General features: G+C 68.2%; 25 protein-coding genes and 1 pseudogene. 7 read left to right on the top strand and 19 right to left on the bottom strand.

The features are described 5' to 3' along the window. Window position 1: 1 nt before the first annotated feature. Window positions 2-442 (bottom strand): acyl-CoA thioesterase, encoded by a 441-nt coding sequence (locus WJ16_RS06835; protein WP_069256412.1) that lies wholly within the window; start codon window positions 440-442, stop codon window positions 2-4. A 500-nt stretch (window positions 443-942) separates the two neighbouring features. Here WJ16_RS06835 and WJ16_RS06830 point away from each other — a divergent pair, with 500 nt between their 5' ends. Beyond that, a complete protein-coding gene (locus WJ16_RS06830) occupies window positions 943-1,500 on the top strand; it encodes a fimbrial protein (RefSeq protein WP_236858190.1) in 558 nt (185 codons plus the stop codon). Between the two features lie 35 nt (window positions 1,501-1,535). On the opposite strand, the gene WJ16_RS06825 is transcribed toward WJ16_RS06830, so the two are convergent. Together WJ16_RS06825 and WJ16_RS06820 are read right to left on the bottom strand one after the other, a co-directional pair. Next, window positions 1,536-2,072: an NUDIX domain-containing protein gene (locus WJ16_RS06825; RefSeq protein ID WP_069256410.1), complete on the bottom strand. Its 537-nt coding sequence runs from the start codon at window positions 2,070-2,072 to the stop codon at window positions 1,536-1,538. A gap of 121 nt (window positions 2,073-2,193) precedes the next feature. Further along, a complete protein-coding gene (locus WJ16_RS06820; protein ID WP_069256409.1) occupies window positions 2,194-3,453 on the bottom strand; it encodes a YbfB/YjiJ family MFS transporter in 1,260 nt (419 codons plus the stop codon). Between the two features lie 123 nt (window positions 3,454-3,576). Here WJ16_RS06820 and WJ16_RS06815 point away from each other — a divergent pair, with 123 nt between their 5' ends. Further along, on the top strand, window positions 3,577-4,491 hold the full coding sequence (locus WJ16_RS06815; protein WP_069256408.1) for a LysR family transcriptional regulator: 915 nt from the start codon (window positions 3,577-3,579) through the stop codon (window positions 4,489-4,491). A 133-nt stretch (window positions 4,492-4,624) separates the two neighbouring features. On the opposite strand, the gene alaS is transcribed toward WJ16_RS06815, so the two are convergent. Then, window positions 4,625-7,249, bottom strand: a complete 2,625-nt coding sequence (alaS, locus tag WJ16_RS06810) for an alanine--tRNA ligase (RefSeq protein ID WP_069256407.1) — start codon at window positions 7,247-7,249, stop codon at window positions 4,625-4,627. A 320-nt stretch (window positions 7,250-7,569) separates the two neighbouring features. Here alaS and WJ16_RS06805 point away from each other — a divergent pair, with 320 nt between their 5' ends. Then, entirely contained in the window at window positions 7,570-8,790 is a 1,221-nt protein-coding gene (locus tag WJ16_RS06805) for a CaiB/BaiF CoA transferase family protein (RefSeq protein ID WP_069257982.1), read from the top strand. A 41-nt stretch (window positions 8,791-8,831) separates the two neighbouring features. Here the strand turns inward: WJ16_RS06805 and WJ16_RS06800 are convergent, their stop codons facing one another. The 3 genes from WJ16_RS06800 to WJ16_RS06790 all read right to left on the bottom strand — a co-directional run bounded on the left by WJ16_RS06800 (window position 8,832) and on the right by WJ16_RS06790 (window position 10,439). Next, a complete protein-coding gene (locus WJ16_RS06800) occupies window positions 8,832-9,287 on the bottom strand; it encodes a L,D-transpeptidase (RefSeq protein WP_076605889.1) in 456 nt (151 codons plus the stop codon). A gap of 211 nt (window positions 9,288-9,498) precedes the next feature. Beyond that, on the bottom strand, window positions 9,499-10,053 hold the full coding sequence (locus tag WJ16_RS06795; protein ID WP_069256406.1) for an RBBP9/YdeN family alpha/beta hydrolase: 555 nt from the start codon (window positions 10,051-10,053) through the stop codon (window positions 9,499-9,501). 176 nt (window positions 10,054-10,229) lie between these two features. Further along, a complete protein-coding gene (locus WJ16_RS06790; RefSeq protein WP_011351716.1) occupies window positions 10,230-10,439 on the bottom strand; it encodes an ornithine acetyltransferase in 210 nt (69 codons plus the stop codon). Between the two features lie 254 nt (window positions 10,440-10,693). On the opposite strand from WJ16_RS06790, the gene WJ16_RS06785 reads away from it, so the two are divergent. Beyond that, window positions 10,694-12,403, top strand: coding sequence for a glutamine--tRNA ligase/YqeY domain fusion protein (locus tag WJ16_RS06785; protein WP_069256405.1), 1,710 nt, complete (start codon window positions 10,694-10,696; stop codon window positions 12,401-12,403). 127 nt (window positions 12,404-12,530) lie between these two features. Here the strand turns inward: WJ16_RS06785 and WJ16_RS06780 are convergent, their stop codons facing one another. From WJ16_RS06780 to WJ16_RS06770, 3 genes are all read right to left on the bottom strand, one after another. Continuing rightward, on the bottom strand, window positions 12,531-13,001 hold the full coding sequence (locus WJ16_RS06780) for an NUDIX hydrolase (RefSeq protein WP_069256404.1): 471 nt from the start codon (window positions 12,999-13,001) through the stop codon (window positions 12,531-12,533). An 11-nt stretch (window positions 13,002-13,012) separates the two neighbouring features. After that, on the bottom strand, window positions 13,013-13,399 hold the full coding sequence (locus WJ16_RS06775; protein WP_069256403.1) for a hypothetical protein: 387 nt from the start codon (window positions 13,397-13,399) through the stop codon (window positions 13,013-13,015). 109 nt (window positions 13,400-13,508) lie between these two features. Then, window positions 13,509-14,894, bottom strand: coding sequence for a cytochrome-c peroxidase (locus WJ16_RS06770; RefSeq protein ID WP_069256402.1), 1,386 nt, complete (start codon window positions 14,892-14,894; stop codon window positions 13,509-13,511). Between the two features lie 222 nt (window positions 14,895-15,116). Between WJ16_RS06770 and WJ16_RS06765 the strand changes: the two genes are divergently transcribed. Then, complete coding sequence (locus WJ16_RS06765) at window positions 15,117-16,703, top strand: acid phosphatase (RefSeq protein WP_069256401.1); 1,587 nt, start codon at window positions 15,117-15,119, stop codon at window positions 16,701-16,703. A gap of 124 nt (window positions 16,704-16,827) precedes the next feature. Here the strand turns inward: WJ16_RS06765 and WJ16_RS35510 are convergent, their stop codons facing one another. From WJ16_RS35510 to WJ16_RS06730, 8 genes and pseudogenes are all read right to left on the bottom strand, one after another. Further along, window positions 16,828-17,130 carry a DUF3331 domain-containing protein gene (locus tag WJ16_RS35510; protein WP_069257981.1) on the bottom strand — a complete coding sequence of 101 codons (303 nt, stop codon included), beginning with the start codon at window positions 17,128-17,130 and terminating at the stop codon, window positions 16,828-16,830. Between the two features lie 45 nt (window positions 17,131-17,175). Further along, window positions 17,176-17,289 (bottom strand): annotated as a pseudogene (locus WJ16_RS35505) (DUF3331 domain-containing protein); the annotation flags it as partial. Window positions 17,290-17,370: 81 nt separating this feature from the next. Further along, the gene (locus tag WJ16_RS06755) at window positions 17,371-18,852 is read right to left on the bottom strand and encodes an alginate export family protein (protein ID WP_069256400.1); all 1,482 of its coding nucleotides are present in this window, start codon (window positions 18,850-18,852) and stop codon (window positions 17,371-17,373) included. Then, complete coding sequence (locus WJ16_RS06750; protein WP_069256399.1) at window positions 18,849-19,544, bottom strand: YoaK family protein; 696 nt, start codon at window positions 19,542-19,544, stop codon at window positions 18,849-18,851. The genes WJ16_RS06755 and WJ16_RS06750 overlap by 4 nt, the downstream gene beginning before the upstream one ends. Beyond that, window positions 19,541-20,458, bottom strand: coding sequence for a glyoxalase (locus WJ16_RS06745; RefSeq protein WP_084636011.1), 918 nt, complete (start codon window positions 20,456-20,458; stop codon window positions 19,541-19,543). Before WJ16_RS06745 ends, WJ16_RS06750 begins: the two co-directional genes overlap by 4 nt. A 26-nt stretch (window positions 20,459-20,484) precedes the next feature. After that, window positions 20,485-20,946 carry a DoxX family protein gene (locus tag WJ16_RS06740; protein WP_069256397.1) on the bottom strand — a complete coding sequence of 154 codons (462 nt, stop codon included), beginning with the start codon at window positions 20,944-20,946 and terminating at the stop codon, window positions 20,485-20,487. 1 nt (window position 20,947) lies between these two features. After that, window positions 20,948-22,837, bottom strand: coding sequence for an amidohydrolase (locus tag WJ16_RS06735; protein ID WP_069256396.1), 1,890 nt, complete (start codon window positions 22,835-22,837; stop codon window positions 20,948-20,950). Between the two features lie 18 nt (window positions 22,838-22,855). Beyond that, window positions 22,856-23,023 (bottom strand): DUF1427 family protein, encoded by a 168-nt coding sequence (locus WJ16_RS06730; protein WP_069256395.1) that lies wholly within the window; start codon window positions 23,021-23,023, stop codon window positions 22,856-22,858. Window positions 23,024-23,124: 101 nt separating this feature from the next. On the opposite strand from WJ16_RS06730, the gene WJ16_RS06725 reads away from it, so the two are divergent. After that, complete coding sequence (locus tag WJ16_RS06725) at window positions 23,125-24,048, top strand: LysR family transcriptional regulator (protein ID WP_069256394.1); 924 nt, start codon at window positions 23,125-23,127, stop codon at window positions 24,046-24,048. 63 nt (window positions 24,049-24,111) lie between these two features. On the opposite strand, the gene WJ16_RS06720 is transcribed toward WJ16_RS06725, so the two are convergent. Then, entirely contained in the window at window positions 24,112-24,798 is a 687-nt protein-coding gene (locus tag WJ16_RS06720) for a hydrolase (protein WP_069256393.1), read from the bottom strand. Between the two features lie 275 nt (window positions 24,799-25,073). Between WJ16_RS06720 and WJ16_RS06715 the strand changes: the two genes are divergently transcribed. Continuing rightward, entirely contained in the window at window positions 25,074-25,334 is a 261-nt protein-coding gene (locus tag WJ16_RS06715; RefSeq protein ID WP_069256392.1) for a XapX domain-containing protein, read from the top strand. The last annotated feature ends 4 nt before the right edge of the window (window positions 25,335-25,338 follow it).

Here is a 25,338-nt window from a genome sequence, read left to right as displayed (position 1 = left end):
GTCAGGCCGCGAGCGGCTCGAGTGCGGCGCGCAGCGCGTCGGGCAGCGGCACCGGCCGGCGCGTGCCGCGATCGACATACACGTGCACGAAATGCCCCTGCGCGGCGGGCGACGGGTCGCCCTGCGCGAACAGCCCGACCTCGTAGCGCACGCTCGACGTGCCGAGCTTCACGACCCGCAGCCCGGCGTCGACCGCCTGCGGAAACACGAGCGGCGCGAAGTAGTTGCACTGCGTCTCGACCACGAGGCCGATCGTCTGCCCGTGTTCGACGTCGAGCACGCCGGCGCGGATCAGGTATTCGTTCACGACCGTGTCGAAGTAGCTGTAGTAGACGACGTTGTTCACGTGCCCGTAGACGTCGTTGTCCATCCAGCGGGTCGTGATCGGCAGGAAATGGCGATAGGCGTCGCGCGGACGCGATTCGGGTTTGGCGGCGGACATGAATCGGAGGCTCGGTTACGGGGCGCGGCAACGGCCGCCACGCGGTGCCGCACAGAAAAGCACATCTCGCGCGAAATGCCAAGCGGCAGGCAAATCCGGCCCGTCGTCGCAGACTTTAGTTCTCGTCACACCATAACTATCGATGAATTAGGGCATATCCCATCTTTTGCGGCGGTTGAGATCCGTAAAATTACAAATCGCCCACAAACGCGCCACGCTACGCGCGCCGTCGCCCCAACCTCACGGAATCTTCTTATCCTGACGTTCGAGCACGCCCCTTCGCCAACCCGGTCGATTACCGCTCCCTGCGGGCACGCGGTCACCCCGGCGGGCGCCGCACTCGCGTGCCCGCTCGCTGCTGCCGGCGTTCGTGTTCGCCGGGGAATCGCTGTACGCGTTCGGCAGCGGCCGGATCGCGATTCCGTCGAACACGGCGGTCGGCACCGTCGTCGCGCGCGACTACTTCACGCCGACACAACTCTGCGGCAAGAAACGTCGAAGTGCAGTTGCTCCGCGATGCCCGCACCCCGTATAACGGCACGTTGAAGCCGTCCCTCTTCAACATGTACTTCACCATCCGCTACAAGTCCGGCCTGTTCGGCGACTCGAGCTCGATCTATCTGGCCACCGACGCCGAGTACATCGCGGGCACCTGTTCGGTTCAATCGAAAACGGTTCAACTGCCGGGCGCGAAAACGACCGAACTCAGCGGCGTCGGCAGCACCGCGCACCCCACTCCGTTTAGGCTCAACCTCAGCAACTGCCCGGCCCGCTTCAACAAGATCGGCTATCAGCTCAATCCGCTGAACGGCGAGGTCGCCGGCATGCCCGGCGTGCTTGCGCCCCGCTCCGATTCGACGGCGAAAGGCATCGCGATCGGATTGATCGACCCGGCGACAAATCAGCCGCTGACATTCAACGTGTCCCGGCCGACACCCTACAACGGTATCGCGGGGTCCTATTCGGTCCCGCTGATCGCCGCCTATCGGCAGACCGACGCGAAGATCGGCGGCGGCTCGGTCAACGCCGCGGTCACCGTGCTGCTCGACTATCAATAGTCATCGTGCCCGGCCCGCGTCGCCGCGGTCGCGCGTCACTGCCCCGGCCGGTCGACGAATTCGAAATCGAGGCCGCGCGCACGCATCCAGTCGGCGAGCGCGACGCCCGTGCCGGCGCGCCACGGGCGCAGCAGCGGCGGATCGACGAGCCTGTATTCGAGCAGTTCCGGCGACAGCGCGACCGTACCCGACGCGCGCACGTGATACGCGATGATCAGCTCGTTCTTGCGGATGAATTCGTACACGCCGACGAGCGACACGTGCTCGGCCTTCAGCCCTGTTTCCTCGAACACCTCGCGCGCGATGCCGTCCTCGGGCGTCTCGCCGTTCTCGAGGAAGCCGGTGATCAGCGCGAACATCCCTTCGGGCCACGCCGCGTTGCGCGCGAGCAGGATCTTGCCGTCGAGCTCGACGATCGCGGCGACCACCGGCAACGGGTTGTTCCAGTGCACATAGCCGCAGGTGTCGTCGGGGCACGCCTGGCGAATGCGGCCGCCTTCATGGTCGGGATCGGCGCGCTCGGTGAGCGGGCGCGCGCAGCGCGGGCAAAAGCGGTAGTCGGCGGTGGTCATCGATGGGGATCTGGCGGGCGCCGGACGGCCGCCAGCCGGCTGCCCGCGCACCCGCTCGGCGCGGGAAAGGCTTCATTCTAGCGAGTTTGCCCGCCCCGCAGACGATCCGGCCCCATCGCGATCAGCACGGCAGGCGCCGGCGCGTGGCGCTCGCCGCGAAGCCGGCGGCACCGAGCAGCAGCGCGGCCACCGCGACCCACAGCGCGGGGGAAAACGATCCGAAGCGCGCGGCCAGCGGTGCCGCGACGAGCGGGCCGAGAATCTGCCCGACCCCGTACGACGCGGTTGCATAGCCCATCAGCCCGGCCGCGCGCTCGCCGTGCAGGCGCCGCGCCTCGCGCATCGCGAACAGCGTGATCGCGGTGAACGGCAGGCCGAGCAGCGCGCTGCCGACCGAGAAGCCGGCCGCGGTCGGCCACACGATCCCGGCGGCGATGCCGAGCGCCTGCGTCGCGCAACCGGCCGCCAGCAGCAGCCGGTTGTCCCAGTGCGCGGGCAGCCGCGCGGCGGCGATCGCGCCGACGATCAGCGCCGCACCGAACATCGGCCAGAACAGGTCGGGCCACGGTGAACCGGCCGGCAGCACGGCGCGCGCGATAACGGGCAGGAACGTCGCGGTGATGATGTAGCCGAAGCCCGGCAGGCCGTACAGCACGACGAGCCACGCGGCGTCGGTGCGATGGCCGCGCGCACGGGCCGGCGTGTCCACGGCTGCGGCAGCAGCCGGCGCATGCGGCGCGGCGCCGCCCGGCGGCACGACTTGCGCCGGGGCGGCTGTGAACGTACGCCAGATCGAGACCGACAGCACGGCCGACAGTGCCGCGAAACCGAGCCAGCCCGACGCCGCGCGCTGGCCGGCCAGCGCGCTGCCAAGCAGCCCCGTCACGACGATGCCGACGCCCGGCCCCGCGTAGATCACGCCGCTCCACTCGGGCGCGTGCAGTTCGGTCAACCGCCGCAGTCCCCATTGCGACACGAACACGAACGTCCATGCGCTGACGACACCTGCGACGAAGCGCACCGCGAGCCACACGGGCAGCAGATGGCCCACGCCCATCGCGGCGGTAAGCACCACGGTGGCCGCGAGCCCGACGCGCACCATTCGCGCGGGCGCAACGTGCAGCGCCGCGCAACTGACCGCGCCCACGAAGTAGCCCGCATAGTTCGCCGATGCGAGCCAGCCGCCGGCCTTCAGGCCGATCGAGCCGTCCGCGAGCATCAGCGGCAACAGCGGCGTGAACGCGAAGCGGCCGACGCCGAGCACGACCGCGAGGCCGATCATGCAGGCCAGCGCGGCCGTGCGGGCGCGGCGGTCGACATCGTCGGCATCGCCGGCGGAAGGCGCGCCGGCGGCGGCAGTCGGGGCATCGGAGCGTGACATGGCGGCATGGGCCGGCGTTCAACGCGCCGGCCGGATCGGGAATCGGAATGGCTCCATCGTAGCTTGACCAAACGTTCTCGAAAAATGAATAATCAAGAATACAATCATCGCCTGGAGAGAATCATGGATCTGTCGGCGCTGGCGATTTTCCGGGCCGTGGTGCGCGAGAACGGCGTGACGCGCGCGGCGGCCAAGCTCAATCGCGTGCAGTCGAACGTCACGACGCGCATCAAGCAGCTGGAAGAGGAACTCGGCGCCGCGCTGTTCGTGCGCGACGGCCGCCGGCTCGTGCTGACCCCGGCCGGGCACACGCTGCTGCCGTACGCGGAACGTCTGCTCGCGCTCGCCGACGAGGCGCGCGACGCGGTGCGCGAGGACACGCCGCGCGGGCGGCTGCGGCTCGGCACGATGGAAAGCACGGCCGCGAGCCGCCTGCCGACCGTGCTCGCCCGCTATCACCACGCGTGGCCCGACGTGTCGCTCGAACTGTCGACGGGCACGACGGGCTGCCTGATCGACCGCGTGCGCGATTTCGAGATCGACGCCGCGCTGTTCGCGCGGCCGCCCGCGCCGGACACGCTGCCCGACACGTTCGAGACGGTGCCGATCTTCCGCGAGGATCTGGTGCTGCTCACCCCCCGCGGCCATCCGCCGGTGCGCACGCCGCGCGACGTGATCGTGCCGACGCTGATCGCGTTCGAGCGCGGCTGCGCGTATCGCAAGTACGTCGAACAGTGGTACGCGGCGCACGGCGTCAAGCCGGCGCGCGTGCTCGAACTCGCGTCGTATCACGCGATCGTCGCGTGCGTCGCGGCAGGGGCCGGCATCGCGGTCGCGCCGCGTTCGGTGCTCGATCTGCAGTCCGAAACCGGCAACATCGCCGCGCACACGATTCCCGAACTGGAAGGCATCGACACGCTGCTCGCGTGGCGACGCGGTTATGCGTCGGCGGCGCTGGCCGCGTTGCGCGATGCGCTCACCGAAGCCGCGCGGCAACCGGACGGTGCTTTGGAGTCGCCCGTCACCGCGCCGGTCTGACGCTTCCTTCGGGCGGCCGGCGCACGCACGGCACCGGCCTGCCAACGAAAAGACCCGACCGGCCGGATGCCGATCGGGTCTTTTTCACTCCACGCGATGCCGCAACGACACGGCATCGCATCGATCGCGACGATCAGAGCCGCGCTTCGACCCAGCCCTTCACGCCCGCGAGCGCGGCCGGCAGGTTCGCCGGCTCGGTGCCGCCTGCCTGCGCCATGTCCGGACGGCCGCCGCCCTTGCCGCCGACCTGCTGCGCGACGAAGTTCACGAGCTCGCCGGCCTTGACCTTCTTGCTCGCGTCGGGCGTGACGCCCGCGATCAGGCTGACCTTGCCGGCTTCGACGGCCGCCAGCACGATCGCCGCGTTCTTCAGCTTGTCCTTCAGCTTGTCGACCGTTTCGCGCAGCGTCTTCGCGTCGGCGCCGTCGAGCGTCGCGGCCAGCACGAACACGCCGCCGATTTCGATCGCCTGCTGCGCGAGCTCGTCGCCCTGACTCGATGCGAGCTTCGACTTCAGCGCGCTCAGTTCCTTCTCGAGCGACTTCACCTGGTCCTGCACCTGCGCGATCCGCTGCGTGAGCTCCGACGGCTGCGCCTTCAGCGCGGCCGCGGCTTCGTTCACGCGGGCGTCGAGTTCCTGCACGTAGCGCACCGCGTTGTCGCCGGTGATCGCCTCGACACGGCGGATGCCGGCCGCGACGCCGCCTTCGACGACGATCTTGAAGAAGCCGATGTCGCCGGTGCGATGCACGTGCGTGCCGCCGCACAGTTCGCGCGAGAAGCCGAGGTCGAGCACGCGCACTTCGTCGCCGTACTTCTCGCCGAACAGCGCCATCGCGCCGCCCTTCACCGCTTCGTCGTACGGCATCACGCGCACGATGCCCGGCGCGTTCGCGAGGATTTCGTTGTTGACGATCTGCTCGACGCGACGGATCTCATCGTCGGTCATCGGCGCGTTGTGCGCGAAGTCGAAGCGGGTCTTTTCCGCGTCGACCAGCGACCCCTTCTGCTGCACGTGCGCGCCGAGCACTTCGCGCAGCGCCTTGTGCATCAGGTGGGTGGCCGAGTGGTTGCGCTGCGTGCGGGCACGGCGATGCGCGTCGATTTCCGCGCGCAGCACGTCGCCGACCTTCAGCGTGCCCTGCTCCAGCGTGCCGTGGTGGCCGATCACGTCGGCCTGCACCTTCAGCGTGTCGGCCACCGCGAAGCGCGTCGCCGCGTTCGCGAGCACGCCCTGGTCGCCCACCTGGCCGCCCGATTCCGCGTAGAACGGCGTGTGGTCGAGCACGACGACCGCATCCTGGCCGGTCTTCACTTCGTTGACCGACGAACCGTCGACGTACAGCGCGACGACCTTCGCGTCGTCGAACGCGATTTCTTCATAGCCGTGGAACGTGGTCTTCGCGCCCGTGTATTCGAGGCCCTGTGCGGCCTTGAACTTGCCGGCCGCGCGCGCCTGTTCGCGCTGGCGCGCCATCGCGTCGTCGAATGCCGGCTCGTCGACCGTCATCCCGCGCTCGCGGCACACGTCGGCCGTCAGGTCCAGCGGGAAGCCGTACGTGTCGTGCAGCTTGAACGCGAGTTCACCGTCGAGCACCTTGCCGCCCTTCGCTTCGACGTCGGCCAGCGCCGCTTCGAGGATCGACATGCCGTGCTCGATCGTCTCGAAGAAGCGCTCTTCTTCCTGGCGCAGCACGTCGGTCACGCGCTGCTCGGCTTCCTTCAGCTCCGGATACGCGACGCCCATCTCGGCGACGAGGTCGGCCACCAGCTTGTGGAAGAACGAGCCCTTGCGGCCGAGCTTGTAGCCGTGGCGGATCGCGCGCCGCACGATCCGGCGCAGCACGTAGCCGCGGCCTTCGTTGCCGGGAATCACGCCGTCGACGATCAGGAACGAGCACGCGCGGATGTGATCGGCGATCACCTTCAGCGAGTTGTTCGTGAGGTCGGTGATTTCGGTCACGCGCGCGGCGGCCTTGATCAGATTCTGGAACAGGTCGATCTCGTAGTTGCTGTGCACGTGCTGCAGCACTGCGGCCAGACGCTCGAGGCCCATGCCGGTGTCGACCGACTGCTTCGGCAGGCGCGTCATGTTGCCCTGCGCGTCGCGGTTGAACTGCATGAACACGAGGTTCCAGATCTCGATGTAGCGGTCGCCGTCTTCCTCAGGCGACCCCGGCGGGCCGCCCCACACGTCCGGGCCGTGGTCGTAGAAGATTTCGGTACACGGGCCGCACGGGCCGGTGTCGCCCATCGTCCAGAAGTTGTCGGACGCGTAGCGCGCGCCCTTGTTGTCGCCGATGCGGATGATCCGCTCGGTCGGCACGCCGACCTCCTTCGCCCAGATGTCGTACGCCTCGTCGTCTTCCTGGTAGACCGTGACCCACAGCTTTTCCTTCGGCAACTGGTAGACCGTGGTCAGCAGCTCCCACGCGAACTTGATCGCGTCGTGCTTGAAGTAGTCGCCGAACGAGAAGTTGCCGAGCATCTCGAAAAACGTGTGGTGGCGCGCCGTGTAGCCGACGTTCTCGAGGTCGTTGTGCTTGCCGCCCGCGCGCACGCTGCGCTGCGCCGTGGTGGCGCGCGAGTACGGACGCGGGTCCGTGCCGAGGAACACGTCCTTGAACTGGACCATGCCCGAGTTCGTGAACATCAGCGTGGGGTCGTTACCGGGCACGAGGCTCGACGAGCGGACGATCGTGTGGCCCTTCGATTCGAAGAATTTGAGGAATTTCTCGCGGATTTCGGCAGCTTTCATGGCGTGCGGGGACAGTCTGGCAAAGACGGCTTCAAACGCCGGCGCCCCAGGCAGGGCGCGCGACGGCAGGTTTCTTAAACGATCGATTATACGGGATAGATCCGGATGCGCGGCCGGCGGGGCCGGCCGGCGCCGGGTCGGTCGGGTTCCGACCGGCGTTGGGGGCGTATTTGGCTCGGATCTGGCTCGTCTCTGGCCCAGGTCCGGGCCATCGTGCCCGCCCGGCTACGCCACCGCCGCGACCGATTCGCCTTAAGATACGCGGCATGCCGCGCGGCTTCGCCGGGCGACGCCAAGCCATGAAAGGAGACGATTCGACGATGGGTGCCCTGAGCCATATCCGCGTGCTGGACCTGACCCGCGTGCTCGCGGGCCCGTGGTGCGCGCAGACCCTTGCCGATTTCGGCGCGGACGTGATCAAGGTCGAGCGCCCCGGCGCCGGCGACGACACGCGCCACTGGGGGCCGCCGTACCTGAAGGACGCGGACGGCGCGGATACCGCCGAGGCCGCATACTACCTCGCGGCGAACCGCAACAAGCGCTCGGTAACGATCGACCTCGCGACGCCCGAGGGGCAGCAGATCGTGCGCGAACTCGCCGCGCAAAGCGACGTCGTGCTCGAGAACTACAAGGTCGGCCAGTTGAAGAAGTACGGGCTCGACTACGACTCGCTGCGCGCGGTGAAGCCCGACCTCGTCTACTGCTCGGTCACCGGCTTCGGCCAGACCGGCCCGTACGCGCACCGCGCGGGCTACGACTTCATCATCCAGGGGATCGGCGGCTTCATGAGCATCACCGGCGAGCGCGACGGCGAGCCGGGCGGCGGCCCGCAGAAGGCCGGCGTCGCGATCGCCGACCTCGCGACCGGCCTCTATTCGACGATCGCCGTGCTCGCCGCGCTCGCGCACCGCGACCGGACGGGCGAAGGCCAGTACATCGACATGGCGCTGCTCGACGTGCAGGTCGCGCTGCTCGCGAACATGAACACCAACTTCCTCGCGAGCGGCAAGCCGCCGGTGCGCTGGGGCAACGCGCATCCGAACATCGTGCCGTACCAGACGTTTCAGACGCGCGACGGGTGGATCATCGTCGCGGTCGGCAACGACGGGCAGTTTCGCAAGTTCGTCGAGGCGGGCGGCCGGCCCGCGCTGGCCGACGACGAGCGTTTCGCGACGAATCCGGCGCGCGTGCGCCACCGCGACACGCTGGTGCCGATCCTCGCGGAGATGGTGAAGACGCGCGACAAGGCCGACTGGATCGCCGCGCTCGAAGCGGCCGGCGTGCCGTGCGGGCCGATCAACGATCTCGACGAGGTGTTCGACAACGAGCAGGTCGTCGCGCGCGGAATGCAGGTGTCGCTGCCGCACCCGTGCGGCGCCGATGCGAAACTCGTGCGCAACCCGATCCGGATGAGCGCGACGCCGCCCGACGCGCGCACGGCCCCGCCGCTGCTCGGCGCGCAGACCGACAACGTGCTGCGCGACATGCTCGGCTACGACGACGCGAAGATCGCCATGCTGCGGGCGAAACAGGCCATCTGAGCCGGGCGGCGGCGGGCCGGAGTGCAGCGCCCGCCGTTCGGTCAGCGCCGGGCCAGCGTATCGCAGCCTCCGGCCAGCGTCGCAAGCGCCGCGCGCGATGGCGAACGCACGAGTGCCGCGTAACCACCGTGCCCGGCCGACAGACTGTCGACGGTAACGGCGACCGCGTCCGAATCCGCCGCGGCCAGGAAGACGAGCGACAACGGCATCGGCCCGTGGTACGGGTGAAACGCTTTGCCGTCTCCTGTGAAGAACATCGCGCAATCCATTTGCACGTTACAGGCACGACTGCGATAGGACGGATATTTCCGCATGATGCGGAAGGCACCACGATCGGTCGGATGCTCGCTGTCTCCGGTCACGCAATCGAAGCGGAACACCGTCTCCGCCCCGTCAAACGCCTGCACGCTTTGACCCGAAAGGTCGACGACGATGCTTTTCGCCGCCGACGATTTTTTCCCGCCGACCTGCTGATTCCGCGTTGAGCCGCTCGACATGGCTCCCTCCTTCCGATCGAATTGAATAGACCGTCACCTTATCGGCCCGGTCGATCGGAAAGTCATGGGGTTCGTCACAAAACGCAGTCGGTTGCGCGTCGCGTCCAAGCCAATCGTACGGGCAGCAACGCGCACGTCGGGCCGCGAGACATCGCATGAAATTCGCACATGGTTACAAAAGGTGTCCGATTCGATGAACCACGACCGGCAGTCAGTCCGCCGTCCCCATCGCATCGAGCCAGCCGCGCGCATCGGGCCAGTCGCCGAGCCCGCTGTCCGCGTTGAGGTGCCCGCGCGGGCCGATATCGTGGAATGCGCTGCCCCATGCGTTCGCGCAGCCGCGCGCGAACGCGAGCGAGCCGTACGGATCATCGCTGCTGGCGACGACGCAGGTCGGAAACGGAAGCCGTTCGAGCGGCACGGGGCCGAAGCCGTGCGCATCGGCCGGAAAGGCGGGGCCTTGCGGATCGGGCAGCGCGACGAGCAGCGCGCCGCGCACTTTCGCGAGCGCGGCCGGCCGCGCATAGCGCGTCGCCCACCACGCGGTGGTCAGCGTACCGAGGCTGTGGCCGGCGATCAGCACCGGCCCGCGCGCGGCTTCGACCGCGCGATCCAGCGCGAGACACCAGCCGTTGCGGAACGCGCGGTCCCAGTCGGGCATCGCGATGCGCGAGAAGCGTGCATCGGCACGCTCCCAGCGGCTCTGCCAGTGAAGCGGGCCCGAATTGGCGTAGCCCGGCAGGACGAAAACGGGAAATCGGCTCATGGCGTGTGCGTCGACGAGTGGAATCGTTATGGAGCGTCGACGCAGTGTCGCACACCCGTTCCTCCCTGATGGTGCCTGTCTGAAACCGGAAGGATGTGCGTGGGGCCGGGCGCGAAAGAGGCCGCGCCGCGACCGGACGACGAGCCGCCTGGCCGGCGGCTCGCGTCATCGGGCGGTCAGCGCACGTTCGCGCCGACGATGCCGCCTGCCGCGGCGCCCGCGACCGTGCCGAGCGGGCCGCCCGTCACCAGATAGCCGAGCGCGCCGCCCGCGGCCGCGCCGATGCCGGCATTGCGCTGCGTATGCGTCATCGCGCATGCGCCGAGTTGCGACAGGGCCGCCACGATCACGGCGGTACGAACGATAAACGTGGTCTTCTTCATCATGATTTTTGGTTTCCTCCCGCCACGCGGCAAGCCGGGCGGCGGCATTGAATCGGTGACGCAATCATAGGCAACGCCAAACGGCCCGGGCAATCCGATTTACGTCGTGTTACAGCCGACACAATATCGAGATAATCCGCCCGAACCCGCCGGAACCCGCCCCTGCCGTACCGCAAGCCGCGCGGGACGGACCCCGGTCAGGTAGAATCACGGGATTAAACCGGCGCGACGCGCCGACACAACCTGACGCCATCCGCATGAGCACCGAACGTAACGACGCCCCCGCGGCTTCCAATTTCATCCGCAACATCATCGACGAAGACAACCGCTCCGGCAAATGGGGCGGCCGCGTCGAGACGCGCTTTCCGCCCGAGCCGAACGGCTATCTGCACATCGGCCATGCGAAGAGCATCTGCCTGAACTTCAGCGTCGCGCGCGACTACGGCGGCGTGTGCCACCTGCGCTTCGACGACACGAACCCGGAAAAGGAAAGCGTCGAGTACGTCGACTCGATCGTCGACGCGGTGCGCTGGCTCGGCTTCGACTGGCGCAAGGATGCGGTCGATCACCAATACTTCGCGAGCGACTACTACGACAAGCTGTACGAGTTCGCCGAGCTGCTGATCAAGCGCGGCAAGGCGTACGTCGACAGCCAGAGCGCCGAAGAAATGCGCGCGAACCGCGGCTCGCTGACCGAAGGCGGCAAGCCGTCGCCGTTCCGCGAGCGCACGCCCGAAGAGAACCTCGACCTGTTCCGCCGCATGAAGGCCGGCGAGTTCAAGGAAGGCGAGCACGTGCTGCGCGCGAAGATCGACATGGCTTCGCCGAACATGAACATGCGCGACCCGGTGATCTACCGGATTCGCTACGCCCATCACTACCGCACCGGCGACGCGTGGTGCGTGTACCCGATGTACGACTACACGCACTGCATCTCGGATGCGCTCGAAGGCATCACGCATTCGCTGTGCACGCTCGAATTCGAGGATCACCGCCCGCTGTACGACTGGGTGCTGAACGAACTCGCGGAAGCCGGCATGTTCACGCGCCCGCTGCCGCAACAGATCGAATTCTCGCGGCTGAACCTCACGTACGCGATCACCAGCAAGCGCAAGCTGCTGCAGCTCGTCACCGAAGGCCACGTCGACGGCTGGGACGACCCGCGGATGCCGACGATCGTCGGCGTGCGCCGCCGCGGCTTCACGCCGGAGAGCATCCACCTGTTCTGCGAACGGATCGGCGTGACGAAGATCGATTCGTGGATCGACATGAGCATCTTCGAAGGCGCGCTGCGCGACGATCTCGACGACAAGGCCGCGCGCACGGTCGCCGTGCTCGATCCGCTGAAGCTCGTGATCGACAACTATCCGGAAGACCTCGAGGAAGCCTGCACGGCGCCCGTGCATCCGCACCACCCGGATCGCGGCGTGCGCACGTTCCCGATCTCGCGCGAGCTGTGGATCGAGCGCGACGATTTCGTCGAGAACCCGCCGAAGGGCTATTTCCGCCTGTTCCCGGGCAACAAGGTGCGCCTGCGCTACGGCTACGTGATCGAATGCACGGGCTTCGACAAGGACGCCGACGGCAACGTGACGGCCGTGCACTGCAACTACTTCCCGGATAGCAAGTCGGGCACCGAAGGCGCGAACAACTACAAGGTCAAGGGCAACATCCACTGGGTCAGCGCGAAGCATGCGCTGCCGGCCGAAGTGCGGATCTACGACCGTCTGTTCAAGGAGCCGCATCCGGACGCGGGCGGCGCGAACTTCCTCGAGGCGCTGAATCCCGATTCGAAGAAGGTCGTGCAGGCCTACCTCGAGCCGGGCAACGACGACATCGCACCGGAAACGCGCGTGCAGTTCGAGCGCCACGGCTATTTCGTGGCCGACCGGGTCGATTCGAAGCCGGGCCAGCCCGTGTTCAACCGGATCGTCGGGCTGCGCGACAGCTGGGGCAAACCTGCCTGACGGCATGCTTCGCGCGCGGTGTGCGGCGTCAACAGCCGCCATCGCGCGACCATGAAAAAACCGGCCTGCGGCCGGTTTTTTATTGCGCGCTTCGACGCGACAGCCGCCGCGCTCGCTCACTCGCCCGTTACTCGCCCATCAAGCGCCGATGCAGATCCGCCAGCGACAGCTTCGTGCGAAACAGCCGCGCGAGGCTGCGGCTCGCATAGGTGTCGACGTCGCTTGGCGCGGTCCAGCGATACGCATCCATCTCGGGAATCATCGAGCCGTCGCGACGGCTCGGAAACAGCGACGTGCACGTGCACTGCGCGGGATCGATCTCGCCTTCGGCCACCCGCACCGCGAACAGGTGCAGGTCCTTGTCGTGCCGGTACGCGAAGCGGCCGAGATCGAGCAGCCGGGCCGGCGCGAGTGCGATGCCGGTTTCCTCGAGCAGCTCGCGCAGCGCCGCATCCGACGGCGATTCGCCCGGCTCGCCCTGCCCTTTCGGGATATCCCAGTGCGTGGTGTCCGTCGCGTGCGCGAGGAACACGCGGCCGGCCGCATCGAGGATCACGACGCCGCACGACACCGTGCGCCGCGTGCCGTCGCGCTTCATCGCGCGCGTGCTCAGCGCTTCTGCAATTGCCACTTGCCCGCGCCGGTCTTGCAATAGACGGGCTTGAGCGTCATCGTCTGGCCCTTCGCGGTGATGTCGGTCGCGACTTCACGGCAGGTCTTGCCGTCGGTCTCGGTCGTGGTCGGCGTGAGCTTCGCATCGATCTGCGTGCCGCGGCCGCTGCTCTGCCACGTCGTGGTCTCGCCGTCCTTGCCTTCGTCGCGCACCTGCGCCACGGCCTTCGACAGCGACGCGCGGTCGGTCTTGGTGAAATAGCTGATCGGCGTGTCGTTCAGGAAGTTCAGGTTGTTTTGCGCATGGGCGGGCAGCATCGCGGCTGCACACGCGGCGCCGGCCAGCACACGCGTGACGACGGAAAGGGATGCGCGCATCGACATGTTTTTCTCCTTGGATGTTCGATCGAACGGCGCGGTGCAGGCCGGCGAACCGGCCCGCACCGCGCCCGTCAGCGAGCGAGCATAGCATGCGTGCCGCGTTGAACGCCTGCTAGTGCCCCGCCGGCGCGGCCGTTTGCTGATATCCGTCAGTCAGCGTGCCGAGGAACGCGATCACGTCCTTGATCTCGGCCTCGTTCAGCGCGGGCTGCTCACCGCGCTTGCGGTCGAACGGCGCCTCGCGGTTGATGTTCGGCCAGTAGCGCCGGGGCAGATCGTCGTAGATCTGCACCTTGCCGTGCACGACCGGATAGAACTTCTCCGGATGGATGTCGCGCTCGACGTAGAAGCGCATCACGTCTTCCAGCGTGTGATACACGCCGTTGTGGAAGAACGTCTTGCGCAGCGCGACGTTGCGCAGCGACGGCGTGCGGAACAGACCGCAGAATTCGTCGCGGCCCTTCAGGTCGGTACGCTCGGGGCCGCATGCGCCGAGATCGTAAAAGCGCGGGTCGCGATTGACGGGCAGCGCGCGGTTGCGCGGCACCGCGATCGCGATCAGCCCGAAATCGCTGAACTGCGGCGGCGTGCCGTCGAGCGCGCGCTGGCTGATGTGGCAGCTCGCGCAATTGCCCTTCTTCTCGTCGTTGAACAACTGCAGACCGCGCTGTTCGGCCGGCGTGAGCTGCGCATGGCCCGCGAGGTACGCGTCGTACTTGCTCGTGTACGGCGAGAACAGCTCGGGCGTCTGCTCGAACGTTTCGAGCGCGCGCAGCACGGCCTTGAACGCCGCCGCGTCGTCGTCGAGCACCTTCGCGCCGAACACCGCGCGGAACTCGTCCGCGTACGGCGCCGCCTTCACGGCCTGCACGACCTTCGCCGGCGTGCTGTTCATCTCGAACGGCGACGTAAGCGGAATGCGCGCCTGCTCGGCGCCCGTGTCGACCCGGCCGTCCCACGTGAGGCCGCCCGTCGGGCCCGCATCGACGCTCTCGTCGCCTTCGTCGTCGGAATCGTGGAAGTGCTCGGTGAACTGCGGCACGCCCTGCAAATACTTCAGCGACGGCACCGCACGAAAGCCCGGACGCTTCATGTCGTCGCCGCCGAACTGCACGGCCAGCGCGTTGGGCGGGCCGAACGCGTGATCGGGGCTGTGGCACGACGCGCATGCGAGCTTGCCGGAACCTGACAGCGTAGGGTCGAAGAAAAGTTGCTTGCCGAGCGCCGTCATCCGGCGCACGCCTTCGTAAACTTGTGCCCGCGTCTGCGGCCGGTTCGTCTCGACCACCGCGCCGCTGGCGGCAACCGTTGCGGACGCAACCACGTTCGCGGCGCCCGGCGCGCTCGCCGCGCTCGCGGCCTGCACGGACGGCGTACCCGCGCCCGGCTGGCCGTCACAGCCGGCAACGGTTGCAAGCGAGGTGGCCAGCGCGAGCGCGCCGGTCAGGTGCAGCCACGCACGCGCGAACGCGCCGGCTGTCGGTTGGCGAGGCTTCATCGATTCGTCGGAAAGTGGGTTCATGAGCGGCCGGAGTTTATGTCAGCCGCATGACCGTTACATGACGCGTCGCCGACAGCCAATCGAAAGGACGCCTACACCCGGCTGTCAAATCGCCCCCTCAAAATGCGTGCAGCCGGACATGCCACGGTCACCTCGCGAACCGGTCGTACACGCATGCGCCGGTTCCCCACGCGACAAGAGAGATAGAGAGTACAACGGATGAAAAACCACGCCTGGATTCGCTTTACACCGATCGCCGTTGCGGCGGCGGCCGCCCTCACCGCCTGCGGCGGCGACGACGTGCAGCAGCAGGGCCTGTCGACGGTGAAGAACGTCGTCGTGATCTACGCGGAAAACCGCAGCTTCGACAACCTGTACGGCAACTTCCCGGGCGCGAACGGCCTGCAGAACGTGACCGCGGCCAGCGCGCAGCAGAAGGACCGCAACGGCCAGCCGCTCGCGACGCTGCCGAAGGCCTGGGGCGGCCTGACCGCGAAGGGCGTGACGCCGGCCGTGACCGAAGCGATGACGGCGAACCTGCCGAACGCACCGTTCGCGATCGACGACCCGAACGGGTTCAACACGCCGATGAGCGTGACGACGCGCGACCTGTATCACCGCTTCTACGAGAACCAGATGCAGATCAACGGCGGCAAGAACGACATGTTCGCCGCATGGGCCGACTCGGGCGGCCTCGTGATGGGCCACTACACGCCGGACGCGACGAAGCTGCCGCTGTGGAAGATCGCGCAGCAGTTCACGCTGGCCGACAACTTCTTCATGGGCGCGTTCGGCGGTTCGTTCCTGAACCACCAGTACCTGATCTGCGCGTGCGCGCCGTTCTACGCGAACGCGGACAAGAGCCCGGCCGCCGGCTCGATCTCGGCCGTCGCGGCCGACGGCAAGTCGCTGCAGCTCGCGAGCAACTCGCCGGCTTCCGCGCTCGACGGCATTCCGAAGTTCGTGAACTCGGGCAACCTGACGCCGGACTTCTACGCGATCAACACGATGCAGCCGCCATACCAGCCGAGCGGCAACAAGGCCGCAGCGGGCGGCGACCCGAACCTCGCCGATCCGTCGGCCGCGACGACGCTGCCGCCGCAGTCGCAACAGAACATCGGCGACCTGCTGAGCAACGCGGGCGTGTCGTGGGCATGGTACGGCGGCGCGTGGAGCCAGGCGCTGCAAGCGGCGCAGAGCGGCACGGCGAACGTGATCTACGGCCCGAACATGACGGCGCCGAACTTCCAGCCGCACCACCAACCGTTCAACTACTACGCGAACCAGGCGCCGGGCAGCGCGAACCGTGCGCAGCACCTGCTCGACGGCGGCACCGACGGCAGCGAGTTCATCAAGGCGATCGACGCGGGCACGCTGCCGCAGGTCGCGTTCTACAAGCCGCAGGGCAACCTGAACGAGCACCCGGGCTACACGGACGTCGCAAGCGGCGACCAGCACATCGCGAACGTGCTCGCCCATCTGCAGGCGAGCCCGCAGTGGAAGAACATGGTCGTGGTCGTCACCTACGACGAAAACGGCGGCTTCTGGGATCACGTGTCGCCGCCGAAGGGCGATCGCTGGGGCCCGGGCACGCGGATTCCGGCGCTCATCGTGTCGCCGTTCGCGAAGAAGGGTTTCGTCGATCACACGCAGTACGACACCGCGTCGATCCTGCGCTTCATCACGCGCCGCTTCTCGCTGCCGCGCCTCGCGGGCCTGCAGCAGCGCGACGACGCGCTGAAGGCCAACGGCGGCCAGCCGATGGGCGACCTGACGAACGCGCTGCAACTGTCGCCGAACCTGTAACGGCGCAGCGGCACCGCGATGCAGCGGCCGGCGCGATGCCGGCCGCAACGCGACGAAGGGCGGCTCCGGCCGCCCTTCGTCATTGTCATCGCGTGAATGCAAACGCCGGTCGAAGCGCTGCGTGTCACCCGCCGTGATTCGGCTCCGCGCCATCCAGCGCGACGGCCAGAATCATCGCGCGCGCATTCGGCGGCGTCGGCCGCCCGCTCGGACGGAACACGTCGTCGCCGCACGCGATCCGCGCGCCCGACAGCACGCAGACGCCGGCCTGCCGCGCGCGCCCCGGTTTCCAGTACTGCTCGCCGAAGTGCGCACGGCCCGGCTCGACCCAGCGCACGATCAGCAGCTGCGCCGAGCGCTCGAGCACCTGGACGTGCGGGCGCACCGGCGACGCGCGCGGACGGCCGAGCGCCGCGACGAGGATCATCGCATCCGGTTCGAACGGCGGCCGCCCGCGCGGACTGAAGACGGCGTCGCCGCACACGATCTTCTCGCCGGACAACGCGCAGCGGCCCGAGCGAAGCGCGCGCCCGGGCGTCCAGCGCTGTTCCGCGCCGCCAGCCCCAAGCCGGCGCACGACCAGCATCGCGTCCGAATAGGCAAGCACCTGCACACGCGCATTCATTCAACGCCCCGCAGCGTGCCGCCAGCCGCCAGCAAGCAACGGCTACCACCCATACTTCAGCTCGACCCCGACATAGTCGGCGTTGTGTCCGCCCGCCTGCCGGATCGCGTCGCCGACCTGGAAATGCACGGCTTCGATCGCGCCGATCAGGTTCGCGGCGATCGTCCAGTCCGCCCGCAACTGTACGTACATCCCCGTCCACGAGCCGCCCTTGCCAGCGGTGCCCGGTACCACCGCGTTGCCCTGCTGGTAGACCGCGTCGCCGGTCGTCTCGCGCCACTGGAAGCCGAGCGCGCCGAGCAGCGACAGGGTTGGCGACGGCTTCAGCGTCACCGACGGCTTCACGTGGATCAGGTTCGAATAGCCGGTGAAGCCGGCCAGCGTGAAGTAATAGCCGTTCGGAAACAGCGGGTTGAAGGTGCCGATGCGGCCGTCGTGCGGATGCCGGTCGCCCGACGCCGCGTCGACCTGCAGCGCGATGCGCGGCGACCACGGTGCGTCGGGCCGGTAGCCGGCGATCGTGCCGACCGCCCATGCGCGGATCGTGCTGCTGCCGACGGTTCCCGTCTGCAGCATCGTTTCGAGATCCCAGTCGAAGCGGCCTTGCGTGCCGCTGTAGCGCAGGTCCCACACGTCGCGGCGCTCCGCGCCGCCCGCATCGAGAAAACGCGCGTTGCTGCGGTTGTAGCGCGACCAGTAGCCCGACAGGTCGCCGGGCCCCGCCGACTGCCGCTCGAAGCGTACGCCGCTGAACGTGAGGTCGCGGTTCGACACGTCGTCGAACGTGGACACGCTGCGGTTCTGCACCGGCTGCGTCGCATACGCGATGAAACGCCACTTGCGGTATTCGTAGTCGGCCCATACCGCATCGAACGCCTGCCGCACGTTCGGGCCGTCGCGCGCGGCGATGAAGCGCTGCAGGTCGAACGCCATCTCCTGCCGGCCGACGCGGAACTTGAACGTGCCGCCGCCGAGCGCGCCCGTGTAGGTCGCGAACGCCTGCTCGAGATCGAGCGGGTTCCTGTCCACCGGCGAGATCGTGTTCTTGCCGAACGCGCGATCGTCCTGCAACTGCACGAAGAACTGCCAGTGCGGGCCGAGATGCGCATCGGCATGCACTTCGACGCGCTGGATCAGGTACGTGTCCGATTGCGCGGAGCCGATGCCGAACAGCGGCGCGTCGTTGGTCTCGAGACGCTCGCGCAGGTTCACGCCGAGCGACAGATAGGTCGCCGGATCGTTGCCGAGCGGCATGTATTTCAGGCCGTCGAGCGGTGCGCGCGGCACGCACGGATTCGCGAGCACGGACCAGTCTTCCTGCCAGCGGTTGAACAACACGGTCGGCCGTTTGGCCGTACACGTCGACGCGGCGCCGCCCGGCGCCGATGCCGGCGCCTGTGCCGTTTCCGCGAACGCCTCGCCGCGCGCGGCGAGCAACAGCCCCGCGACGACGGACACGCGCGCGGCACGGCGCGCCGCACGATCGAAGCGGCGGCGATGTATTCGTTCCCGCTGCCGGCTCATGCACGCTCCTGCTTCACCGCATCCACGGATTGCGCCGCGCCCAGCGCGAGCACCGCAAGCGCGCCGACGGGTGCGAGCAACGCGAGGAAGCCGACGTAGCGGAACCCGAGCGCGCCGCACGCGGCGCCGAGCGCGAACGCGACGATCGCCGGCAGCATCTTCGCGAAACGCGCGCGTGCCGCCGCGCGCACGCTGTCGGCCGTGCCGGCGGACAGCATGTCGACGACGTCGAGGATCGCCTGTGTGACGTTGCCGGTCATCACCGTGTTCGGCACGCCGGCGCGCGGGATCACGCGCGGATGCGCGTTCTGCACGCCCATCGCGAACGTGCCGACGATGCCGGCGACCAGCGCCGGCAGGCTGTCGGGCTGCGTGACGGGCGTCGCCCACAGGCCGGCCGCGCAGAAGCCGAGCAACAGCACGCCCTGCACCGTGTGCAGCACGCGCGTCCCCTGCCACGCGGGCCGTGCCGACATCGACCGCGCGATCAGGCTGCTCGCGATCACGCCGCACACGAATGCCGGAAACACGCTGAGCTTCAGCACGACACCCTGGCCGAAGCCCGCGATGCCCGCGCCGATCAGCACGAAGTTGCCCGTCACGTGCGCGGTGAACAGCCCGAACAGCGCGACGAAGCTCAGCGTATCGACGAAGCCGGCCACCGCGGCAAGAATCGTATCCTCGTGCCTCATCGCGCCGCGCCCGCGTGGATCTCGGCGACGTAGCCGCCCGGGAACTGCACGAGCGCCGCGTCGCGGCCGTCCGACGCGAACGCCGGCACGAGCACGGTCACCCCGGCGGCCTGCGCCTTCTTCAGCGTCGCGGCGAGATCCGGCACCTCGTAGCCGGTCATCTCGCGGCCGAACGGGTAAGGCAGGTGGCCGTCGGTGGCGAGCACGGTCATCTTGCCGAAGCCCGATTCGATGCGGATGCGGCGATACGTATCGTTCGGCCGGCCGATCTCGACGCCCGGCGCGCGGCGCACGTCGGACACGACCTTGCCGTGCGAGAACGCGACGAAGTCGCGCACGAGCGTGTCGGCGCTTTCCGGCGACACGTACACGCGGTTCTCGGGCACCGTTTCCAGCGCATCGTAGTGCGGCGCCTCGGTGTGCCAGTACAGCTGCATGTTCACGCCGCCCGGCCAGCGGATGATCGCGTCGCGGCCGATCGGATCGGGAAACGTGTCGACGACCACGTCCGCGCCGTGCGCGCGCGCCGACTTCATCGCGACGTCGAGATCGGTGACGAGATAGCCGGTACGCTCCGCGCAGAACGGATACGGAATCGGGGTCTTGAAGCCGAATACCGACACCGTGCCGACCGGCGTGAGCACGAGCTGCGACATCGTCTGGCTCGGCGTGGGCGTGACCTGGAACACGCCCTGCTTCGACTTCTTGCCGCCGAACGTCGCGACGAAGCTGTCGGTGAAGCGGTCGAAATCGTCGGGCGATACGCAGACGTGCGTCGTGTCGTACTGCGGGCCGACCGCGACGGCCGGCGTCGCGACGGCCTTCGTGGCCGTCGTCTTCGCGAACGCGGCCGGTGCGACGGCGAGACCGCCCGCGATCATCGCGGCGAGCAGCACGGAACGAATGGTTTTCATGACAGGGTTTCCTGGTTGTTTCATCGTCATCGAACGGTGCGGCCGTCGCCGGCCGGGTGCTTCGCATCGGCGAGCAGCGTCGCGAGCACGAGTGCGGCGATCAGCCCGAGATGCTCGAAAAAGCTGTTGAGCGCCATGAAACGCGCGGCGCCCGTGTGGTTCCAGAAATCGTTGGCCACCACCATCGCGACCAGCGTCAGCATGCCGAGGCTGCCGGCGCCGAGCCACGTGAAGCGGTTGAACACCACGCACAGCGAGCCGGCGAGCTCGACCGCGATCGCCAGCGCCGCCCACAGCGCGGCCGGCTGCAGCCCGAAATGCGCCTGCTCGGCGACCGCGCCGGCGAAATCCAGCGCCTTCGCGACGCCGCCGATCAGGTACGCGGACACCAGCGCCATACGCACGAGCGGCAGCACCCAGGGCCGCGCCAGCAGCGCGCGCACCCATGCGGGATTGCCGATGCCGCCGAAGTGGGTCGGTGTCGCCATGTCAGACCGCCCAGCACGAACAGCCGAACGCGCCCCAGAAGCCCTTCGCATCCGACGTCGGCAACGCGCGGCCCCACGCACTCGCATGCGCATGGCCGTGTACGTTGCACGCGCTCGAACAGCCGCACGCGGCGGCGGCCGCCGCCCGCTGCAACGGTGCGCCCTCGCGCTGCGTCGCGCCCCAGCCGCCGTAGCCGCCGTACTCGCGCACGGGCGACCAGTCGGGCATCGCGGGCGGAATCGGCGCATCGTGCGACGCGAACGGCCCCGCGCCCCACACGATCTTGCCGCCGACCACCGTCAGCAATGCGGACGTGTCGACGATATCGTCCTCCGCGCACGTGAAGAAATCGCGATCCGGGACCATCAGGTCGGCAAGCTGGCCGACCGCGATGCGCCCTTTCTTGCCCACCTCGTTCGAGAACCACGTCACGTACTCGGTCCACATGCGCAGCGCGGTTTCGCGATCGAGCAGATTGCGCTGCGGATACATCCGCAGGCCGCCGACCGTCTTGCCCGTCACGAGCCACGCGAGCGACACCCACGGGTTGTACGACGCCACGCGCGTCGCGTCGGTGCCGGCCGACACCTTGATCCCCTTGTCGAGCATCTTCGCGACGGGCGGCGTGGCCTCGGCCGCCTGCGCGCCGTAGCGCTCGACGAAGTATTCGCCCTGGTACGCCATCCGGTGCTGCACCGCGATGCCGCCGCCGAGCGCGGCGATCCGGTCCATCGATCGTTCCGACACCGTCTCCGCATGATCGAAGAACCAGTTCAGCCCGTCCAGCGGAATGTCGCGGTTCACCTTCTCGAACACGTCGAGCGCGCGGCTGATCGTCTCGTCGTAGGTCGCATGCATGCGCCACGGCCAGCGGTTCTGCGCGAGCACGCGCACGACGCCTTCGAGGTCGTCCTCCATCTGCGCGGGAAGATCCGGGCGCGCGACGCGGAAATCCTCGAAGTCGGCCGCCGAAAACACCAGCATCTCGCCCGCGCCGTTGTGGCGGAAATAGTCGGTGCCGTCGTGATACCGGACGCTCTTCGTCCAGTTCACGAAGTCTTCCTTCTCCGCATTCGGCTTCTGCGTAAACAGGTTGTACGCGATCCGCACCGTCATCTCGCCCGCGTCGTGCAGCTTGCGGATCACCTCGTAATCGTCGGGATAGTTCTGCGAACCGCCGCCCGCATCGATCACGCCCGTCACGCCGAGCCGGTTGAGTTCGCGCATGAAGTGGCGCGTCGAGTTGTACTGGTAGTCGAACGGCAGCTTCGGGCCTTTCGCGAGCGTCGCGTAGAGGATCGTCGCGTTCGGGTTCGCGAGCAGCAGGCCGGTCGGGTTGCCTGCGGCATCGCGCAGGATCGTGCCGCCCGGCGGCTCGGGCGTGTCCTTCGTGTAGCCGACCACCCGCAGCGCGGCCGCGTTCAGCAGCGCGCGGTCGTACAGGTGCAGGATGAACACCGGCGTATCGGGCGCGGCCGCATTGAGTTCGTCGATCGTCGGCAGGCGCTTCTCGGCGAACTGGTGCTCGGTGAAGCCGCCGACCACGCGCACCCATTGCGGCGCGGGCGTGATCGCGACCTGGCGCCTCAGCATCTCCATCGCGACCGCGAGCGAACGCACGCCGTCCCAGCGCAGCTCCAGGTTGTAGTTCAGGCCGCCGCGAATCACGTGCGTGTGGTTGTCGATCAGGCCCGGCAGCACGGGGCGCCCGGCGAGATCGACGACCTTCGTCGCGCGGCCCGCGAGCGGCACGACGTCCGCGTCGGCGCCGACCGCGACGAAGCGGCCGTCCTTGATCGCCACCGCGGTGGCGACGGGGTTCGCACGATCGAGCGTCGTGATGCGCCCGTTGTGCAGGATGAGATCGGGTTGAGTAGCGGTTGCGCTCATGAAGTGTCCTCGATGCGGTCAGAAGCCGAGCCAGTGACGGACCGGCGCGATGGCCTGGGCGCCGACCAGCATGCCGGCCAGACCCACAAGAGCAATCAGCGGCGGTGCGGGTGAACGCACCTTGATCACGCTGTACACGATGCCGATCAGCACGCCGGCACCCAACGAAAGTAGATAAGATTCCATAACGATTTTTCTCCCGGCCGGATTAGAATCACCTGCATCGCACGCCCGCGCCTCGCGGTGCGCCGCATCCGTTCCCCGCTTCCCTGCCATCCGCCCCGACCATGCAACACCTTCCTGATCTCGAAGCCTGGGCCATCTTTGCGCGCGTCGCGGAGACGGGCTCGTTCGCGAAAGCCGCCGATCTGCTCGGCATCTCGCAGCCGACCGTGTCGAAGGCCATCGCGCGACTCGAAAAGCGCCTCGGCGCGATGCTGCTGTACCGCACGTCGCGCAAGCTGTCGCTCACGCCGACCGGCGAACTGCTGCGCGACCGCGCGATGCGCCTGCTCGCCGACGCGGAGCTGATCGAGAGCGAAGCGTCCGCGCAGGCGCTCGAACCGCACGGCCTCGTGCGCGTGAATGCGCCGATGTCGTTCGGGCTGCGCCATCTGGCGCCGGTGCTGCCCACGTTTCTCGAACGCTATCCGCGCGTCGACATCGACCTCGTGCTCACCGATCACATCGTCGACATCGTGTCCGGCGGCTTCGACGTCGCGATCCGCATCGCCGAGCTGAGCGATTCGTCGCTGCGCTCGCGCCGGCTCTGCGCGGTGCGCCGGCCGCTCGTCGCGTCGCCGGCCTACCTCGACCGGCGCGGCCGCCCCACGCATCCGCGCGACATCGAACAGCACGTGTGCCTCACCTACACGAACCTGCCGACGCCCGAATACTGGCGCTTCCGCCACCCGGCATCGGGCGACGAGGCCGGCGTGTCCGTGCAGGGCCGCATCCGTACCAACAACGCGGACGTGATCCTCCCCGCGCTTGTCTGCGGTCACGGCCTCGCGCTGCAGCCCGAGTTCCTGGTGTGGGACGCGATGCAGCGCGGCGAGCTCGAGGAAGTGATGTCCGACTGGAAGATCGCCGACGTCAACGTGAACCTCGTCACGCCGCCCGGCATGCTGCGCGCCGCGCGCGTGACGGTGCTGCTCGACTTCCTCGTGGAACATTTCTCGCACGCGCCGTGGGCGCTGCCCGGCGCCTGAACGCACGACGGGCCCTGGCAGGCGATCGTCGCGTCCGTCGCGACGATCGCGGCCGGCGGCCCGTTACTTCGCCGGGACGGCCGCGAGCGACGCGTGCGGCGTCGCGGTGCGCGGCGCCGCCTTGTGGACCATCGTGTACGCGTAGTCGACCCCCATCCCGTAGGCGCCCGAGTGCTCCTTCGCGATCGCCATCACCGCGTCGTAGCTGTCGCGGCGCGCCCAGTCGCGCTGCCATTCGAGCAGAACCTGCTGCCACGTGACGGGCACGACACCGGCCTGCACCATCCGCTGCATCGCGAAGTCGTGCGCGGCCTGCGACGTGCCGCCCGATGCGTCGGCCACCATGTAGATCTCGTAGCCGCCTTCGAGCATCGCGCACAGTGCGAACGTGGTATTGCAGACTTCGGTCCAGAGACCCGACACGACCACCTTCTTGCGGCCGTTCGCGGCGAGCGCGTCGCGCACCTTCTGGTCGTCCCACGAATTCATCGACGTGCGTTCGAGCGTCTGCTGGTTCGGGAACACGTCGAGCAGCTCGGGGAAGGTATGGCCGGAGAACGCCTCGGTCTCGACCGTCGTGATCGTGGTCGGGATGTTGAACGCCTTCGCGGCCTTCGCGAGCCCCACGACGTTGTTCTTGAGCGTCTGGCGATCGATCGACTGCACGCCGAACGCCATCTGCGGCTGCTGGTCGATGAAGATCAGCTGGCTGTTCTGCGGCGTCAGTACTTCAAGTTTCGGATTGCTCATGGCGCAAGGTGTCCTGTGAACGGAAAAAGGGGGGCCTGCCTCGACCGTGAAAACGGGAGGAGCCTGGGGAGGTCGGCGCCGGATCGTCATCCGGCTCGAAATATTTAATCCGCAAACACGCGGCGCGAACACCCAAGAAATGGAATCGATCCGATTCGTGCATCGATGCCCGTTCGGAGCGATTCGTGCTTTTTTTCTTCACGCAAACCCGATACGCTTTCGCAATCCTGACGGCGCGCCCCGCGCCGCTCGTCTGCCCTCACCGGACGCCCGCCATGAAACCGTATCTCCTGTCGTTGTTCGCCGGCATCCTCGCCGGCGTGATTTACGGCGCGCTCGGCGTGAATTCGCCGGCCCCGCCGATCATCGCGCTCACCGGCCTGCTCGGCATGCTGGCCGGCGAACAGATCCTGCCCGTCGCACGCCGGATGCTCGCCGGTCATCGCCTGAACACCGCGTGGCGCGACGCGCAATGCAGCCAGCACATGTTCGGCGCGCTGCCGGGCGGCGGCGCGAACGACCGCAAGCCGTCGTGATGCA

Source organism: Burkholderia metallica (assembly GCF_001718555.1).
In the GTDB taxonomy this organism is placed as follows: Bacteria; Pseudomonadota; Gammaproteobacteria; order Burkholderiales; family Burkholderiaceae; genus Burkholderia; species Burkholderia metallica.
This window is presented reverse-complemented; position numbering and strand designations above follow the sequence as displayed.

What these genes read in the sequence shown, in the direction of transcription:
- WJ16_RS06835 (WP_069256412.1), bottom strand. Translation starts at nt 442, where the DNA reads ATGTCCGCCGCCAAACCCGAATCGCGTCCGCGCGACGCCTATCGCCAT.
- WJ16_RS06825 (WP_069256410.1), bottom strand. Translation starts at nt 2,072, where the DNA reads ATGACCACCGCCGACTACCGCTTTTGCCCGCGCTGCGCGCGCCCGCTC.
- WJ16_RS06820 (WP_069256409.1), bottom strand. Translation starts at nt 3,453, where the DNA reads ATGTCACGCTCCGATGCCCCGACTGCCGCCGCCGGCGCGCCTTCCGCC.
- WJ16_RS06815 (WP_069256408.1), top strand. Translation starts at nt 3,577, where the DNA reads ATGGATCTGTCGGCGCTGGCGATTTTCCGGGCCGTGGTGCGCGAGAAC.
- alaS (WP_069256407.1), bottom strand. Translation starts at nt 7,249, where the DNA reads ATGAAAGCTGCCGAAATCCGCGAGAAATTCCTCAAATTCTTCGAATCG.
- WJ16_RS06805 (WP_069257982.1), top strand. Translation starts at nt 7,570, where the DNA reads ATGGGTGCCCTGAGCCATATCCGCGTGCTGGACCTGACCCGCGTGCTC.
- WJ16_RS06800 (WP_076605889.1), bottom strand. Translation starts at nt 9,287, where the DNA reads ATGTCGAGCGGCTCAACGCGGAATCAGCAGGTCGGCGGGAAAAAATCG.
- WJ16_RS06795 (WP_069256406.1), bottom strand. Translation starts at nt 10,053, where the DNA reads ATGAGCCGATTTCCCGTTTTCGTCCTGCCGGGCTACGCCAATTCGGGC.
- WJ16_RS06790 (WP_011351716.1), bottom strand. Translation starts at nt 10,439, where the DNA reads ATGATGAAGAAGACCACGTTTATCGTTCGTACCGCCGTGATCGTGGCG.
- WJ16_RS06785 (WP_069256405.1), top strand. Translation starts at nt 10,694, where the DNA reads ATGAGCACCGAACGTAACGACGCCCCCGCGGCTTCCAATTTCATCCGC.
- WJ16_RS06780 (WP_069256404.1), bottom strand. Translation starts at nt 13,001, where the DNA reads ATGAAGCGCGACGGCACGCGGCGCACGGTGTCGTGCGGCGTCGTGATC.
- WJ16_RS06775 (WP_069256403.1), bottom strand. Translation starts at nt 13,399, where the DNA reads ATGTCGATGCGCGCATCCCTTTCCGTCGTCACGCGTGTGCTGGCCGGC.
- WJ16_RS06770 (WP_069256402.1), bottom strand. Translation starts at nt 14,894, where the DNA reads ATGAAGCCTCGCCAACCGACAGCCGGCGCGTTCGCGCGTGCGTGGCTG.
- WJ16_RS06765 (WP_069256401.1), top strand. Translation starts at nt 15,117, where the DNA reads ATGAAAAACCACGCCTGGATTCGCTTTACACCGATCGCCGTTGCGGCG.
- WJ16_RS35510 (WP_069257981.1), bottom strand. Translation starts at nt 17,130, where the DNA reads ATGATCCTCGTCGCGGCGCTCGGCCGTCCGCGCGCGTCGCCGGTGCGC.
- WJ16_RS06755 (WP_069256400.1), bottom strand. Translation starts at nt 18,852, where the DNA reads ATGAGCCGGCAGCGGGAACGAATACATCGCCGCCGCTTCGATCGTGCG.
- WJ16_RS06750 (WP_069256399.1), bottom strand. Translation starts at nt 19,544, where the DNA reads ATGAGGCACGAGGATACGATTCTTGCCGCGGTGGCCGGCTTCGTCGAT.
- WJ16_RS06745 (WP_084636011.1), bottom strand. Translation starts at nt 20,458, where the DNA reads ATGAAAACCATTCGTTCCGTGCTGCTCGCCGCGATGATCGCGGGCGGT.
- WJ16_RS06740 (WP_069256397.1), bottom strand. Translation starts at nt 20,946, where the DNA reads ATGGCGACACCGACCCACTTCGGCGGCATCGGCAATCCCGCATGGGTG.
- WJ16_RS06735 (WP_069256396.1), bottom strand. Translation starts at nt 22,837, where the DNA reads ATGAGCGCAACCGCTACTCAACCCGATCTCATCCTGCACAACGGGCGC.
- WJ16_RS06730 (WP_069256395.1), bottom strand. Translation starts at nt 23,023, where the DNA reads ATGGAATCTTATCTACTTTCGTTGGGTGCCGGCGTGCTGATCGGCATC.
- WJ16_RS06725 (WP_069256394.1), top strand. Translation starts at nt 23,125, where the DNA reads ATGCAACACCTTCCTGATCTCGAAGCCTGGGCCATCTTTGCGCGCGTC.
- WJ16_RS06720 (WP_069256393.1), bottom strand. Translation starts at nt 24,798, where the DNA reads ATGAGCAATCCGAAACTTGAAGTACTGACGCCGCAGAACAGCCAGCTG.
- WJ16_RS06715 (WP_069256392.1), top strand. Translation starts at nt 25,074, where the DNA reads ATGAAACCGTATCTCCTGTCGTTGTTCGCCGGCATCCTCGCCGGCGTG.